Source organism: Treponema socranskii subsp. socranskii VPI DR56BR1116 = ATCC 35536 (assembly GCF_000468115.1).
Taxonomy (GTDB): Bacteria; Spirochaetota; Spirochaetia; order Treponematales; family Treponemataceae; genus Treponema_D; species Treponema_D socranskii.
Genome location: NZ_AVQI01000028.1, coordinates 56869 through 71328, shown reverse-complemented (window position 1 = coordinate 71328; position 14460 = coordinate 56869). Strand labels below are relative to the sequence as shown.

The 14460-nt window shown below is 47.7% G+C and carries 14 protein-coding genes; 9 read left to right on the top strand and 5 right to left on the bottom strand.

From position 1 onward, the window contains the following. Positions 1–173 precede the first annotated feature (173 nt). The 6 genes from HMPREF0860_RS04545 to dapA all read left to right on the top strand — a co-directional run bounded on the left by HMPREF0860_RS04545 (position 174) and on the right by dapA (position 5994). Entirely contained in the window at positions 174–1469 is a 1296-nt protein-coding gene (locus HMPREF0860_RS04545) for an ABC transporter substrate-binding protein (RefSeq protein WP_021330683.1), read from the top strand. Positions 1470–1541: 72 nt separating this feature from the next. Then, positions 1542–2441: an ABC transporter permease subunit gene (locus HMPREF0860_RS04540; RefSeq protein WP_038081261.1), complete on the top strand. Its 900-nt coding sequence runs from the start codon at positions 1542–1544 to the stop codon at positions 2439–2441. A 4-nt stretch (positions 2442–2445) separates the two neighbouring features. Then, on the top strand, positions 2446–3276 hold the full coding sequence (locus HMPREF0860_RS04535) for a carbohydrate ABC transporter permease (protein ID WP_021330597.1): 831 nt from the start codon (positions 2446–2448) through the stop codon (positions 3274–3276). A gap of 19 nt (positions 3277–3295) precedes the next feature. After that, positions 3296–3961 (top strand): GntR family transcriptional regulator, encoded by a 666-nt coding sequence (locus HMPREF0860_RS04530; RefSeq protein ID WP_021330797.1) that lies wholly within the window; start codon positions 3296–3298, stop codon positions 3959–3961. Further along, positions 3958–5073, top strand: coding sequence for a mandelate racemase/muconate lactonizing enzyme family protein (locus HMPREF0860_RS04525; RefSeq protein ID WP_021330733.1), 1116 nt, complete (start codon positions 3958–3960; stop codon positions 5071–5073). Before HMPREF0860_RS04530 ends, HMPREF0860_RS04525 begins: the two co-directional genes overlap by 4 nt. 21 nt (positions 5074–5094) lie before the next feature. Then, positions 5095–5994 (top strand): 4-hydroxy-tetrahydrodipicolinate synthase, encoded by a 900-nt coding sequence (dapA, locus tag HMPREF0860_RS04520; RefSeq protein ID WP_021330706.1) that lies wholly within the window; start codon positions 5095–5097, stop codon positions 5992–5994. A 92-nt stretch (positions 5995–6086) separates the two neighbouring features. On the opposite strand, the gene HMPREF0860_RS04515 is transcribed toward dapA, so the two are convergent. Continuing rightward, positions 6087–7001, bottom strand: coding sequence for a DUF4097 family beta strand repeat-containing protein (locus HMPREF0860_RS04515; protein WP_021330615.1), 915 nt, complete (start codon positions 6999–7001; stop codon positions 6087–6089). A gap of 81 nt (positions 7002–7082) precedes the next feature. On the opposite strand from HMPREF0860_RS04515, the gene ybaK reads away from it, so the two are divergent. Beyond that, positions 7083–7565: a Cys-tRNA(Pro) deacylase gene (ybaK, locus tag HMPREF0860_RS04510; protein WP_021330697.1), complete on the top strand. Its 483-nt coding sequence runs from the start codon at positions 7083–7085 to the stop codon at positions 7563–7565. 16 nt (positions 7566–7581) lie between these two features. Here the strand turns inward: ybaK and HMPREF0860_RS04505 are convergent, their stop codons facing one another. After that, positions 7582–9210, bottom strand: a complete 1629-nt coding sequence (locus HMPREF0860_RS04505; protein WP_038081343.1) for a Na/Pi cotransporter family protein — start codon at positions 9208–9210, stop codon at positions 7582–7584. Between the two features lie 190 nt (positions 9211–9400). Here HMPREF0860_RS04505 and HMPREF0860_RS04500 point away from each other — a divergent pair, with 190 nt between their 5' ends. Both HMPREF0860_RS04500 and HMPREF0860_RS13205 read left to right on the top strand, forming a co-directional pair. Further along, complete coding sequence (locus tag HMPREF0860_RS04500) at positions 9401–10147, top strand: hypothetical protein (protein ID WP_156002114.1); 747 nt, start codon at positions 9401–9403, stop codon at positions 10145–10147. A 5-nt stretch (positions 10148–10152) separates the two neighbouring features. Continuing rightward, positions 10153–10854 (top strand): YfcE family phosphodiesterase, encoded by a 702-nt coding sequence (locus tag HMPREF0860_RS13205; protein ID WP_021330620.1) that lies wholly within the window; start codon positions 10153–10155, stop codon positions 10852–10854. A 313-nt stretch (positions 10855–11167) separates the two neighbouring features. Here the strand turns inward: HMPREF0860_RS13205 and HMPREF0860_RS04490 are convergent, their stop codons facing one another. From HMPREF0860_RS04490 to HMPREF0860_RS04480, 3 genes are read right to left on the bottom strand one after another with little or no spacing between them, the layout of a single operon-like run. After that, positions 11168–12001, bottom strand: coding sequence for an ABC transporter permease subunit (locus HMPREF0860_RS04490; RefSeq protein WP_021330685.1), 834 nt, complete (start codon positions 11999–12001; stop codon positions 11168–11170). After that, positions 11982–12998 carry an ABC transporter permease subunit gene (locus HMPREF0860_RS04485; protein ID WP_021330613.1) on the bottom strand — a complete coding sequence of 339 codons (1017 nt, stop codon included), beginning with the start codon at positions 12996–12998 and terminating at the stop codon, positions 11982–11984. Before HMPREF0860_RS04485 ends, HMPREF0860_RS04490 begins: the two co-directional genes overlap by 20 nt. Then, on the bottom strand, positions 12995–14437 hold the full coding sequence (locus tag HMPREF0860_RS04480; protein ID WP_021330663.1) for an ATP-binding cassette domain-containing protein: 1443 nt from the start codon (positions 14435–14437) through the stop codon (positions 12995–12997). The genes HMPREF0860_RS04485 and HMPREF0860_RS04480 overlap by 4 nt, the downstream gene beginning before the upstream one ends. Between the last annotated feature and the right edge of the window lie 23 nt (positions 14438–14460).

Below are 14460 nucleotides of genomic sequence, written 5' to 3'. Positions count from 1 at the left end.
TATGATGGAGCTGTCTCAAAAGGGGTTACTTTTCGACTGCTCGTCGAGTTTAAAATTGAGTCTTTGTATCGTAATGAGTTAATTTTAAACGTCGCATATTAAATCAAGGAAACTATCTAAAAAACTGAAATTTTTGGATAGCTCCTATTATTGAATATGTTACAGGAGGTCGTATGAAGCGTTTGGGAATGTCTTTATTCATGTTGATGTGGATTTTGGGTGCTGTACAGGCAACAGGTTCTCTTGAAAAAGAAACAGGCGAAACGGGAACCGCTACGGTGACGATCCTTACTACTGCCGTTACACAGAATCCGGAAGGACCGCTTGCCGCCGAGTATATTGCGGCATTTGAAAAACAAAATCCCGATATTAAAATTGAAGTTGCCGGTGTGCCAATGAACCAAGCCTTACAAAAAATTACGACATTGGCTGCAGCGGGTTCTCTTCCCGATTTATTTGTAAATACGGAAAATAATGTCGGAAAATTATATGATATGGGTATTTGTGAGGATTTATCGGGATATATGACAAAGGAAGAACTCGATAATATTATTCCGTCGATCCGTAATGGTTGTACTCTAGATAAGCGCTTTGTTCTTTATCCGTGGTATTCTGGTCCGAACGCATTGATCTATCGAAAAGACTGGTTGATAGAGACAGGACTTCAACCGCCGAAAACACTTGAAGAAATGCGAAACGTTGCAAAAGCATTAAATAAAGATACAAACAGCGACGGTACGATTGACCGCTATGGATTCGGAATGATCGGTACTGCTGACGATTCCGGTGAAACTCGATTCGTTATGATTTTACGGTCTTTCGGCGTACGCGAATTATATCAGGAAAACGGGAAATGGAAAACCGAAGTGGGAATACCCGAAAGTGTCGAGGCGTTTAAATATTTTGTTAATTTGAAGAACAAAGACGGCGTCGTCCCTCCGGGCGCGCTTGAGAATTCTTTTAATGAAAACGTTAATTTAATGGCAGCCAATCAAATCGGTATGTTGCTTGCAGGTTCAAATTCCATTGGGAAAATTTTCGCCGCTTCTCCCGACTTAAAAGATAAAATCGGTTCCGTACAAATGCCTTCGGCTAAAACAACATTTACGCCAGTGTCGATTCTCGGATGGTCTTTGAATCCCGATAGTAAACATAAAAATGCAGCGGTAAAATTTATTAAATTTATGAGTAATAAACAGAACGCTATGCGTTGGGCGGAAGTTACCGGCCGTATGCCGTGTACAAAAGACGCTACTGCCGATTCAAAATATCTGCAAACGGATCTGTTTAAAGGATTTGTCGCGGCTGCAAATGCTATGGAGCTTACTCCGCAAGCACCCTATTATCCTGAAGTAAAAAGCATACTTGGAAGAACGTATCAAAAATTACTTAGTATGCCGTCTGCAAATATTGAAGCGGAGGTAAAAGCTGCAGCAGTGGAAATCCAAAAGATTATTAATAATAATTGATTGTGTCTATATAAACACTGTCTTCTTTTGTTCGTATAAATACGGATAGAGAGAAAACATGCGAGGTTTAGTATGCTATATGGACGAAGGGAAAGAAATCTGCAGCAAATTCGGTACGGATATGTGTTTTGTACGCCGGCATTACTGACGCTTTTATTTATGGTATTATATCCGCTGATTTACGGTATTGTGATAAGCCTGTTCGATACGAACCTGGTCAATAAATTTAAATTTGTTGGATTTACCTATTATATTCGATTAATAAAAGATGCCGCTTTTTACCGCTCGATAGGAAGAACTTTAATTTTTACATTCTGTACCGTAGCAGGCAGAGCTGTATTGGGGTTATTATTTGCCGCTATTTTGACGCAAAGAGATTTCCCCTGTAAGTCATTTTTTCGTTCCGTTTTGGTTTTGCCGTGGTTTTTTCCCGACGTCGTTATCGGTTTGCTGTGGAAATGGCTATACAATGCAAATTACGGTTTGATTAACTATATTCTAAGAGAGATGCATATAATTGAGCAAAATGTAGAGTGGTTGAGTAATGCGTCTACCGCCATGGCAGCCGTCATCGTAGTATGTATTTGGAAGGGATTTCCATTTTTTATGGTAATGATTATGAGTGCGCTGCAGACGATTTCTCCTGATTTGTATGAACAGGCGGAACTGGACGGATGCAATAAGGTACAACAGTTTATACACGTTTCGCTTCCCGGTATTATGCCGGTTCTTTCAACGACTATCATACTGGAGCTTATGTGGTGTTTTAAACATTTTACATTGATCTGGAATCTGACCTACGGCGGACCGGTTGATGCAACACGCGTCGTTTCGATCGACATCTACAAAACGGGCTTCGAATATATGCGTTTCGGCGAATCTTCAACGCGCGCAGTCTTCGTTTTCGTTATCATTATTTTTATGACGGCAATACAGCGTAAAATGAAGAAAAAGATTGCGATGGGAGATTAGACGTATGACTGTACTACGCAAAAAACCTTTCTTTTCAATGATAATTATTATTTTGGGTAGTCTACTTGTTCTTGTGCCCGTCTATTGGATGGTAGCAACAAGCTTTAAGACAACGCCGGAAACGTTTGAAAATCCTCTGACGCTGATTCCCCGTCATCCGACGCTGCAGGCCTATAAAAATATTATTACGTCATACAGTTTCGGTACGTTTTTCTCCAATAGTTTAATCGTTGTAATCGGTGCTACGTTATTAACGTTATTCATATCTACTTTTGCCGGTTTCGGCGTATCACGCTTTAATTTTAAAGGGAGGGCTGCATTTCTCGGCTTTATTTTGGCGACACAGATGTTTCCGTCGGTCATCATGCTTGTACCCTATTTTCGTATTCTTAAGCTATACGGCTTGATTAATACGCATATGGGATTGATAATCGTATATATATCGTTTCAAACGCCGCTTTGTACATGGCTCATGTATAGTCACTTCGAGACTATTTCAAAGGATCTCGATGCCGCAGCGTCTATCGACGGGCTCGGACAGTTTGGAATATTTTTTAGGATTATCTTTCCGTTATCGTTACCAGGCATTGCCGCTACCGCAATCTACTCGTTTATTAATAGTTGGAATGAATTTCAATTTGCGTTGGTACTTACAACTTCCGATAAAATGAAAACATTGACTGTCGGAATCGGACAGATGATCGAAGATACGAAAGTAAATTGGAATGAAATGATGGCGGCTAACTTACTTGCAAGCGTACTCCTTATTCTTGTATTCTTGTTTTGTCAGAATTTCTTCTTCGCCGGAATGACATCAGGCAGTATAAAAGAATAACAAGGATGGACAGTATTTTATGGAACCGATTGAAATTTCCATACCGATTTCTTATCAAGTTGCGAGTATAATACGGAGCGATATCTTTGAGGGAAAGCTAAAGGCAGGAGAAAAAATATCTGCAAATAAAATTTGCAGACAGATGAATATAAGCGCGACGCCGGTACGTGAAGCGTTTAAAATTTTACAGACGGAGGGACTTATTAAAATTTTACCGCGTTCAGGTACTGTTGTCAGCGAGTATGCGATTCAAAGTATACGAGATATGGCGTATATCCGCGCATCGCTGGAAGGCGATGCTGCATATATAGCTTCCCATGTTGCAACGGATGAAGAACTTAATAATATGAATAAAATTCTGGAAAAAAGCGGGCATGCAGCCGAAACGGGAAACCTTGCCGATTTGATTGTGTTGAATACGGCATTTCACAGAAGCATACGACTTGCCTCTCATAACCAGTATTTAATTATGCAGATCGATCGGCTTATGTCGTATGATTATACGATCAGAAAGACGGCGTTGAGCGATGTCTCAAAACGTATAAAGGGCGTACGGGAGCATCGTATCGTTTTGGATTATATGATGGCACGCGATGCGGAAAATGCGGAAAAGGCTATTATCCGGCATATCAGAGAAACGGCCTATGAAATTATATTGACAAAAGATAAAGAAGGAGAAACATGAAAATTACCGGTGTCTATGCATATATGCATTTTTCAGTATGGCGGAATATTATTTTTATTGAGGTAACTACAGATGAAGGTATTACCGGAATTGGTGAAGCGACTGTACGCAATAAAGAGACGGCCGTAAAAGCGGCTATTGAAAATCATATTGCGCCGATAGTAGTCGGAAAATCGCCGTTTGATATCGAATATTTTTTTGAAACTTCGTTTATCCGCGATGCATGGAGGAACGGCGTTGTTTTTAACAGTGCGATTAGCGGTGTAGAAATGGCGATGTGGGATATTATCGGACAAAAGACGGGCCAACCGGTATATAATTTGCTTGGAGGAAAGCTTCGAACCGCAATTCCCCTTTATGCGAATACGTGGTTTATGAATGCCGAGACATATGAAGATTTTGCATGCAGCGCCGTAAAAACCGTTAATCTCGGTTTTAAAGCGATCAAGTGGGATCCGTTGAAGGCGGTACCGGAGAACGCGACGGAAAGAGAGAAGGTTGCCGGCGGAATTGAGTGTGTAAAAGCGGTGCGCGAAGCCGTCGGTCAGGATATTGAACTTTTTATAGAACTTCACGGCTCGCTCTCATATGACGGAGCACTTGATTTTGTACGAAACGTTAGTCTCTTCAAACCCGGTTTTATAGAAGAACCGATGCATCCCGATAATTTTACTGGCTATCGCAAACTTGCGATAAAAAGCGATATTCCGATTGCTGCAGGTGAACGGTATTTCACTCGATTTCAACATCGTATATTGAATGAAGAGGGCTTTTATTCAATCGTACAGCCTGATGTGACGCATTCAGGCGGTATTTTGGAATTGAAAAAGATGGCATCTGCAGCTGAGGCCTACGGTTTAAAATTTGCTCCGCATAACAGCGGTTCGCCCGTCGGTACAATGGCCAGCGTCATGGTTGATGTGAATAGCGAGAATTTTTTCTACCAGGAATTCAGTGTAGAAAATTTTGAACTCAACAAAAGTTTTTTTAAAAAAGGTTTCGAGTATAAAGACGGTAAAATCATGTTGAACGATTCGAACCCGGGTCTTGGGCTCATTCCCGATTGGGATATAATACGTCGTGAAAATTATTGGCATATACAAACTTTTTAGATAAAAGGAGCATTATTTATTATGGAAGCGAAGCGATTTCTGCCGGCCGGTATTATTCCCCCCGTTATTACTCCGTTGAACGATGACGAGACGATCAATTTGAATGCGTTGAAACATCTTATCGCATATCTGCTTGACGGCGGCGTGCATGCAATTTTTGTTCTTGGAACGACCGGTGAATTTTTTGCGTTTACGCCTGATGAAAAAAAGACGATAATCGAAACTGCGCTGGAAACGGTAAACGGTAAAGTGCCCGTGTATGCGGGGACGGGCGGCATTACGACGAAAGAGGTCATATCGCTGACACAGATGGCGGAAAAATGCGGTGTAAACGCCGTCTCAATACTTACGCCGATGTTTATTTCACCCAGCCAAGACGATCTTTACGTTCACTATAAAACGATTGCAGAATCGACCGGTCTTCCGATTATCATATATAACAATGAGCCGCGAACGGGTGTCGGTATTACTGTACAGACTGTTGCGCGTCTTGCGCAAATCGATAATATCGTCGGCATAAAAGACAGTTCCGGCAATTTCGATTTAACAGGCGAGTATATTCGAGTAACTAAGGATAATAGAAATTTTCATGTATTACAGGGGCATGACACCCATATTCTTGCAGGACTGACATACGGTGCGTCGGGTGCCATTGCGGCGACGGCAAATATTGCGCCGAAGCTTACCGTTGCGATTTATGATAATTTCAAATGCGGAAATATAGAAAAAGCGCGTGAGGCCCAATTCGCATTAGCGCCGTTGCGTATGGCATTTACGCTCGGAACTTTCCCTGCCGTTATCAAAGACGGTTTACAAATGCTCGGTATTGCCGCGGGGCCGTGCAAAAGTCCCATCCGGCATTTAACGGAGGAAGAATCCCACCGTTTGTATGCTGTACTCGTCGAAATGCATTTGCTGTAATCGACATACTCCGATGCAAAGTGCCGGAGCAGAACGGCTCGTCCGCTGCCCCTTCCAGCGGGGACACCCCGCAACGCCCCGTGTGCGCTTTATCAGCGGGCGGAAGACGGGGAGCGCGTTATATTGATATTGCCGCTTTCGGTTTTTACTTTGATCGATACCGCATCGTTTTTATACCGTACGGAACCGTTTCCTTTTGCATCGGTATTCGTAAATGCGTCTTTGACTTTGCCGTCGGGAGCGGCGTATTCGAGCATGTAGCCTTCGTTTTCCGGCAGCGCAATGTTCACCGAACCGCTTCCGCATGAGAACGACGCTTCGCTCATCATGGTTTTCGCGCTGAAATTGATTCCGCCTTTTTGCGATGCCGCATCGATATAATCGCACGAGCCGCTGTAGTTTATCCGGCCTTTTGCCGCCGCTATGTGTACGCTTTTTGCGTCGGTGTCGCCGCATACGATCATACCCGTTTCGCTTGCGAGCGAAAGCGCCGTAAACGAGCACTCATCGAACACGATTTTACCGCCTGAGGTTTTTACGTCGAACACGCCGCATGTAAAGCCGCTTACGCTGACGGCGCCGCTCGTCGTTTTGACCGAAATGAAAAAATTATTAATTTCGATCGGCATCGTACGCGGTACTTTTATATCGATCTCCGTGCGGTCGAGCATCGTGTGCTCCTGCCTGTCTTCGGCGATGACGACGGCGTTGTCTTTGAGGATGGCGTAGGGTCTGTCGTTTTGCTTACGGTCGGACGTAATCGCAAGTTCGATGCGCCCTTCGTCCCATTGAGAAAATTTCAAATCGCACGAAGAAACGTCCGCTTTGATTTCGGATATCCTGTCCGATTGAAAAAATACCGTTTCGGTTTTCGCTTTTTCTTTGCCGCTTTTTGCCGGTTTTTCCGTTGTACCGCCGTCCGAACGGCTGATCAGCAGTATTTCCGCGCCGACGGCGATGACGAGCGTTGCGATGATCGCGACAGCCGTCTTTGCATGATGATCCATACAGCTTCCTGTTTTCTATATTTGCATTTCCGATGCGGTTGCCCTATGTGTTGGCATTCGGTATTATTGTAGTGTAAATGTATGAAAAAGACAAATGCAATGCGCATCCTTGAAAGCGCGCACATTCCGTATGAAACGGCTTCATACGACGATGACGGAGAACACGAACTCGGTCGAGGGGCGGCAGAGGCGCTCGCAAAAAAAATCGGTGTCGATCCCAAGCTCGTATTTAAAACGATCGTCATGCGTACGGAAACTAAAGAGCTGTGCGTGTTTTGCGAAAGCGCGATGCGCGAAATCAATTTGAAAAAAGCGCGGACGGCCGCAGGCGCGAAAGAAATCGAGCCGGTAAAGCCCGACGAACTTTTGCAGTTGACCGGCTATGTGCGCGGCGGCTGTTCGCCTCTCGGCATGAAGCGAAAATATCGAACCTTTATAGACACGTGCGCACTCGATTGCGAAAAAATCTACATCAGCGCCGGCGTGCGCGGAGAGCAGATCATCATCAAGCCGGACGATTTGATAAAAGCCTGCGATGCACTCGTATGCGATTTGGCGCTGTAAAATCAGCTTGTACGATTTATACGGTCTGTGCGAGCAGAGCGGAAATCGAAAAAGCCCTGTCGCCGAATTTTTCTATATGCCGCACGAGATCGATATACAATAATTCGGATGCCACATCCGCGCCGTTTTCGAGCCGCTTTTGCGCTTTCTTTTTGAGCGCTCTGCGGAACGAATCGATTTGATCTTCTATCTCTTTTGCGAAGGCGAGCTTTTCGGCGTTGAGATGCTTGTTTGCATTGATATGGATAAATTGCAAAAATTCCCGTGCGAGCTCGACATAGGGAATGAGGTCGTCCAAATCTTCCTGCAAAAACGACATCTTTTTTACGATGCTTTTTTGCAGCAGCATTGCGATGCTTAAGCAGTCATCCGTCATGCTTTCGAGTTCATCGACGATCTGCAGCATGATCGACAGATTATTAAGCTGATTTTCACTGACCGGAAGATGTTCGCACTGTACGATGTAGTGTGAAAGCCGTACGTGCATTTGATCGACGTAATTTTCCGCTTGTACGAGCGGCGCAACGTGTTCGTCGATAAACGATTGCGAACGGTTTTTAATTCCCGATTGGATGCGGTCGAACATATCCGATACGATATCGGTCATGTCCGCGATTTCTTTTTCTACCCTGATGATCCCGGCGAGCGCGCTGCCTTTCGTATGTGCCGACAGCGGTTCGAGCCGATAGTCGCTCAGCGCATCGGATGCTTTCGGTTTAATAATTTTTTCCGTACCGGCCGCGATGTATTTTATAAACGGAAGGAATATGAGCGCGGTAATGACATTGAATGCCGTATGCATCATTGCAATGTGATACGTGATATCGCTTTCGACAGGACCGGGAACGATATAATCGACAAATGCGAGCAGCGGATGAAAAAATATAAACGAAAGGACGGCGCCTGCTATGTTAAACATGATGTGGACAAAGCACGCGCGGCGGGCGTTTACTTTCGTACCGATTGCTGCAAGAATCGAATCGATTGTAGAGCCGACGTTGCTGCCGATGACCATAGCGCATGAAGTTTCCCATGTGAGCAAATGATTGTATGCCATTGTCAAAATGATTGCGGTGAGTGCGCTCGATGAATGTAAAATGGCCGTAAGCACGACGCCCGCAATAGCCGCGAGCGCGATCGATAAGATGCCGGAGTTTTGAAATTTTGTCGGAAAAGAAAGCAGTCCCGCATCGCGTACGGTGATCGTACCGGAAAGCATGGAAAGCCCGACGAACAAAAGTGCGAATCCCATAATCGCTTCGCCGATATTCTGTGTTCGAAGTTTTTTCAGCGCCGTAAGCAAAAATCCGAATCCGAAAATCGGAATCGCAAAAGCTGCGATATTAAAATTAAAACCGAATAATGCTACGATCCATGCAGTAATCGTCGTGCCGATATTTGCACCGAAAATGACGCCGACGGACTGCGTCAGCGTAATGAGCCCTGCATTTACGAATGAAACAATCATGACCGTCGTTGCGCCTGACGATTGAATTATCATCGTCACGATCATACCGGTGAGAAGTGCAACGAATCGGTTGCCGGTCATAAAGCCGAGGACGCTTTGAAGCTTTTCTCCCGCACTTTTTTGAATGCCGCCGCTCATAAGCTTCATGCCGTATAAAAGAAATCCGAGACTGCCCATGAGCTGCGCAAATGCCCGTATACCGTTCACGCTTATATCATATACCGAATACGCGTTCTTTTCAAGAAAATACAAATCCGCTATACTTCGAGCAAGGGTTTGGCGGGGAAACATGAAAGTCGATACGGCGAATAGAAGACCCGGAAAACTCCGAGTTTATAAAACCTCGAAGTTCGTGCCGGTAGTTATTATGATTGTACTGTGTTGCCTCTTATTTTCGTGTAGCGACAAAACGAAGCCTGTCGCAACGGCAACGGGAGACAGAGCGCTTTCCGTTTCCGCTGCGGGAGAAGATGCGGCGAGCCTCAAACTGCCGGCGCAGCTGTGGCACGTTTCCGATGAAGTCGTGTGCATACTTTTCGGCTACGGTTATAATGATGCGGCCTTTGTCGCTTCGATGACGGAAACCTTGTCGGCAAAATACGGAGCGGCTTCGGACGGAGGTCTTATTTTGCCGATCGTTTTTCCCGACGACTTTAAGCGAGGCTCCCGCTCCATAGCGGCGGAGCTGCCGCTTCTTGTCGGCGAAAAAAAATTGCGCGGCGTTATCCTGCTCGGCGCGCCCGAAAACACGCATTTCGGCGTCGCGCACCTGCAGGACAGATACGACGGCGTCTTTCCGTTTCCCGTGTTTTCGTTTTTTTCGCAGGACGACGTATCGGGTACGGAAGGGACGGCGGACATCGTGCTCGATAAAGCGCAGGAAGCCGACATCGACGGAGTTATTAAAAACGAATCGGAGCAAGTCTTTGTAAAAGAAGTGCCGGATTTTGTTCGCCGCTCCGTCAATTTTATGCTTACCGTTGACGGGGCGCTCGCAAAAGATAACGACCTCTTAGTCTATCTGAAAAAAATTACCGGTAATGCGAAGATGCGTCGTTACGTCGATCCCGAATCGGGCTTGCAGTCGGTCAATCATTTTATTTTAGCCGATTGATTTTTATGATTACGCTGAAACAGACGGAGCATCATCTGCTCGGCGGAAAGCGCGATATCGCTTCTCTTGCGAAAAAAGCAAGCGCGCGCATTCTTGTCCTCTCCGATTCGCACGGGCAGCGTGAACTTTTTCGCCTCATCGTTGAAAAGGCAGGCCCCTCGTGTGATGCGCTCGTATTTTGCGGCGACGGTGCGGGCGATTTTGTTTCGTGCATGGACGATGCGGCAAGCGATGTTGTATTTGCACATCTTGTGCCGCCGGTAGCGGCTTTCGTCGAAGGCAACGGAGACGCCGACAGGTTTCCTTCTCGCTTTAATCCGGGCGACGAAAAATCGTCCCATGTTTTTTATGAATTGATTATTCCGAAGCGGCAGATTTTACTGGCGGCCGGACACGTCATTTACGCGGTACACGGTCACGAGCAAGGCGCGTATTACGGAACGGACGCAATTGAGCGTGAATGTAAAGCTGCCGGCGCCGACATCGCTCTTTACGGTCACACGCATATCGCAGCCGAAATTCGTTCAGATGTCTACATCGTAAACCCCGGGAGCATTTCCTATCCGCGATCTCTTATGCCTCCGTCGTTTGCCGTTCTCGAACTCGACGGAAAAAACAGCAACGCCGTTTTTTATCGCATAGATGTGCGGTTTGACGGCATGCACTTTACTCCGTTTGCGCCGAAAAAGACGTCGCTGTGGCGGTGAGCGAACGGGTTCTCACCTGCGTGTCGAAACCGCTTGCCGCGTGCGCGATGCGGCGTAGCAACGGGAGACGCACGTGCGACATTCGGGTTAATAGCGCGTGTATTTGGGAAATTCAGGCGGAATCGACGTTTATATTTCGATATCGAAGACGCGATTAGAGTCGGAGACATAAACGGCGAGGCGTATGCCCTTGCTTTCGTAAAAGGGAATGATCGTTTTTTCATTGTCGGTATCATTGCGAAACCGATGCGTGGCATGTGATTTTTATCGCATCATTCGGAGCTCTACACCCCGTGCATTGATTGCGAGCAAATTATTCGTCTCGCCTCGTATCGGGCACGAGCACGATGAGTGCGAGAGATGCGATATAGGGCAGGGCGATCAAAAGAGGAGAGGCGATGTTTTGAAAGACGTTTTGCAAGTTCGCCGCAAAATATTCCGCCGCGCAGAGGACGATAACGGCAGCCGCCGTACCCCATCCCGTCCGCCTGCCTAAAAATACCGCTGCGAGGGCGAGCCATCCGCGTCCGCTTGAAATATTCGGCACAAATGACGAAAGCCTGAACGACAGTATGCAGCCTGCAAGCGCACCGTAAAAAGCTGCGATACACCACGCCGCAGTCCTGCACGCCGACACGTCGATGCCTCGCGAAGAAAGGACGTCGGCATCTTTTCCGGTGATGCGGATGTAGAGCCCGTATTTTGTCCCGTAGAGAAATGCGAATCCTGCCGCCGTAAAAACGAAGGCGACGAGTGCCGTCGAAAGGCGTGCGTTTACGGCAGGAAACGAAAAGAGGGGAGACGTGAGGACGCCGCGTGTGCTGAAGAGGGCGACGGAAATGACCGACGCAAGGGCACCGCTAAAGAGGTTTAAACCGAGGGATGCCAAAAAGGGATTTGCGTGAAGCGATTCCACGGCGCGGATCGAAACGAATATGATGAGCGTGCAGGATAAGACCGAGAGGAATGCGCCTGCGATAAACGAACCGGTCAATACGCTGAACGCATAGCAAAAAAAAGCTGCGAGGTTGATGATACCGTCGAGAAAAACCGCCATGCGCCCGGAGTATTCGCTTGTGAGCGCGCCGAACGACGCCAAAAGCAGAGGCGCAGATAAAAGAGCTATGCTAAAGACCGCGTTTTGCATTTCGTATGCCTCCTGCATATTTGACGGCGATGCATGAAAGCATGACGCCTTGGATGAGAGAGCTCATATCGAAGCCGAAGTTATTGTTGAGCGCAACCCTATTTGCCGACGTAAAAAGCCACGAGAGCACAAGTCCTGCCGGAGCGATCATTGCGGGATTCGAATTCGCGATGAGCGCGCACGAAAGCGCATTCCATCCCATACCGCCGTAAAATCCCGCGTGGCACGTGTAGTACGTTCCCGCAACGGCGATAAAACCTGCAAGCCCGTGAAGCGCGCCTGCCGCTGCGAGCGTCGCATAGAGCGTGCGGCTTTGCCGGTAGCCCGAGTATTTTGCAAACTCTTTCGATATCCCCGTAATCTGAAGGTGTCTTCCGCTTACCGTGCGGTATTTGACGTACCATACCGCGCCGCACAGCGCGAGCGGAATAAGCGCCAAAGCTGAAAGCGGGGATGGATTTAAAATATGCGCAAAGCGAAACCGCTCCGCGATAAACGGTGTCGCAAGAAGATTGTTCGTTTGTCCGCGGAACTTTCCCGCGATAAGCGAATCGATAAACGGAATCGCCGCCGCCGAAACGAGAAAGGACGTGAGAAGTACGTCGGCGTTTTTTAATTGCCGAAGAGATGCCGATACGAGGGCCATCGCGGCGGGAAGCAAAAGAGATGCGGCAAAGGCGGCAGCCGTAACGAAGACGGGCGGCCATTCGACGGGAAGCGTAAAGACGACGGCTGCGGCAAATCCTCCGGCATAAATCTGACCTTCACCGCCTAAATTGTATTCACCCGCCGCGAGTACGATCGCGTCTCCGAGCGCGCCCGCAGCGAGGAGGGCTGCCGTATTGAGCACGCTTCCGAAATAGTAGCGCGACGTAAAAGAGCCCCCCAAAAAATCGAGGGCGGAAACGAGGGTGCGCGAAAAGAGAGCGAGGACTGCGACGGTGAGAACGAGACCTGCGATAACGGGGAGCGCGTCGAATATTGTTAATTTTTTCACGCAGCATCCCGCACTTCGCGAAGACCGCCGCCTTCGAGTACGTAGTGCGCCGCACACAGCGCTTTCGGAAATTCCGACGACGAAAGCACGATGACGACGGCGCCGCGATGTGCAAAGTTTAAAAGCAGCTCCTGCGTGCGTTCGGCAGCTTTGCCGTCGAGTCCTTGCAGCGGCTCACACGCAATGATCAGATTCGGATCGTTTTCGAATTCGCGCGCGAGGATTAAACGCTGCAGCATGCCGCCCGAAAGAGATGCCGCTTTTTCATCGGGCTGAATCGAAACCTTCGCTTTTTCTATCAGTCGCTTCGTATATTCGTCCGCGCTCTTTCCGCCGTACATTGCGCATAAAAGCTGTTCGATCGAAAGATCGGGATTCGACGCGCGGAACGTTCTGTCCGACGGGATGATAGCCGTACGGAGTTTCGCTTCGGTTCGTAAAAAATACGGCGTCCACTTTCCCGATTTGAGATCGATGCATAAGCTTCGTTCCGCCGTTTTGATGCGGCACAATCCTTCCGTGCGCGCGCTTTCCATACCCGTGATGACGTTTTCGAGCGTACCGAGTCCGCTTTCGGGCAATCCTTCGATGAGGGTAATGCAGCCGCTCTTCGCAGTAAACGACACGTCGAAAAGAGCCGGCCGTTTTTTCGGCCGCACACCGATGTGAGCGAATGAAATACAATCATCGCCATTTTTTTTGCTTACTTTTGCCGGAAGGACATAAACCTGCGCGGCTTCCGATTGTGTCTTCGGCACATACAGAGCGCTCCGCTCATAGTGCTCGGCACCCTTCCCCTTTTGCAGCACGGTTATCGTATCGGTATAGCGAGAAGCTTCTTGCATGATGTGCGTGATAACGATGACGTTCATTCCCTTATCTGCAAGTTCGCGGATATTTGCATAGAGGGAAGCCCTCTGTTCCCGGTCGAGCAGCGCGGACGGCTCGTCGAGGATGAGCATGAGAGGTTCGCGTATAAGGGCAGATATGAGCGCCGTATAAAAGCGTTCGTCCCCTCCGATATGCGCGGCGAGAGCGCGGAAGTTTAAGTGCGGCGCCCATTTCGATTTTAACAATTCCGCGCGCGAAAAGATTTCGCCCTTTTTGAGTGTTTTTCCCGCAGCTCCGTATTCCGTTCCGAGGAGAATGTTTTCCCATACACTGATGCCGTCGGCGATAAGCGGCCGCTGCCGTACACAGACGATGCCTAAGCGAAGGGCATCGCGCGGAGAAGAAAACCGCACAGCCTTTCCGTCGATGAGAACCGTACCGCCGTCGGGTTCGAGCGCGCCGCTTAAAACAGCCGCCGTCGTCGATTTTCCCGCGCCGTTTTCTCCGAGCAGCGCGTGAATCATACCGCCCTGAAAGACGAGGGAAAGATCTTCGAGCACCGTTTTGTGCAGATATCGTTTTGAAATATGTTCGAGTGCAACATCCATAGTAAATTAATTAAAAAAAATTT

Coding starts and splice junctions, on each gene's coding strand:
- HMPREF0860_RS13205 (WP_021330620.1), top strand. CDS start 10,153: ATGATTACGCTGAAACAGACGGAGCATCATCTGCTCGGCGGAAAGCGC.
- HMPREF0860_RS04545 (WP_021330683.1), top strand. CDS start 174: ATGAAGCGTTTGGGAATGTCTTTATTCATGTTGATGTGGATTTTGGGT.
- HMPREF0860_RS04515 (WP_021330615.1), bottom strand. CDS start 7,001: ATGGATCATCATGCAAAGACGGCTGTCGCGATCATCGCAACGCTCGTC.
- HMPREF0860_RS04505 (WP_038081343.1), bottom strand. CDS start 9,210: ATGGGCAGTCTCGGATTTCTTTTATACGGCATGAAGCTTATGAGCGGC.
- HMPREF0860_RS04530 (WP_021330797.1), top strand. CDS start 3,296: ATGGAACCGATTGAAATTTCCATACCGATTTCTTATCAAGTTGCGAGT.
- HMPREF0860_RS04500 (WP_156002114.1), top strand. CDS start 9,401: ATGATTGTACTGTGTTGCCTCTTATTTTCGTGTAGCGACAAAACGAAG.
- HMPREF0860_RS04525 (WP_021330733.1), top strand. CDS start 3,958: ATGAAAATTACCGGTGTCTATGCATATATGCATTTTTCAGTATGGCGG.
- HMPREF0860_RS04480 (WP_021330663.1), bottom strand. CDS start 14,437: ATGGATGTTGCACTCGAACATATTTCAAAACGATATCTGCACAAAACG.
- ybaK (WP_021330697.1), top strand. CDS start 7,083: ATGAAAAAGACAAATGCAATGCGCATCCTTGAAAGCGCGCACATTCCG.
- HMPREF0860_RS04540 (WP_038081261.1), top strand. CDS start 1,542: ATGCTATATGGACGAAGGGAAAGAAATCTGCAGCAAATTCGGTACGGA.
- HMPREF0860_RS04490 (WP_021330685.1), bottom strand. CDS start 12,001: ATGCAAAACGCGGTCTTTAGCATAGCTCTTTTATCTGCGCCTCTGCTT.
- dapA (WP_021330706.1), top strand. CDS start 5,095: ATGGAAGCGAAGCGATTTCTGCCGGCCGGTATTATTCCCCCCGTTATT.
- HMPREF0860_RS04535 (WP_021330597.1), top strand. CDS start 2,446: ATGACTGTACTACGCAAAAAACCTTTCTTTTCAATGATAATTATTATT.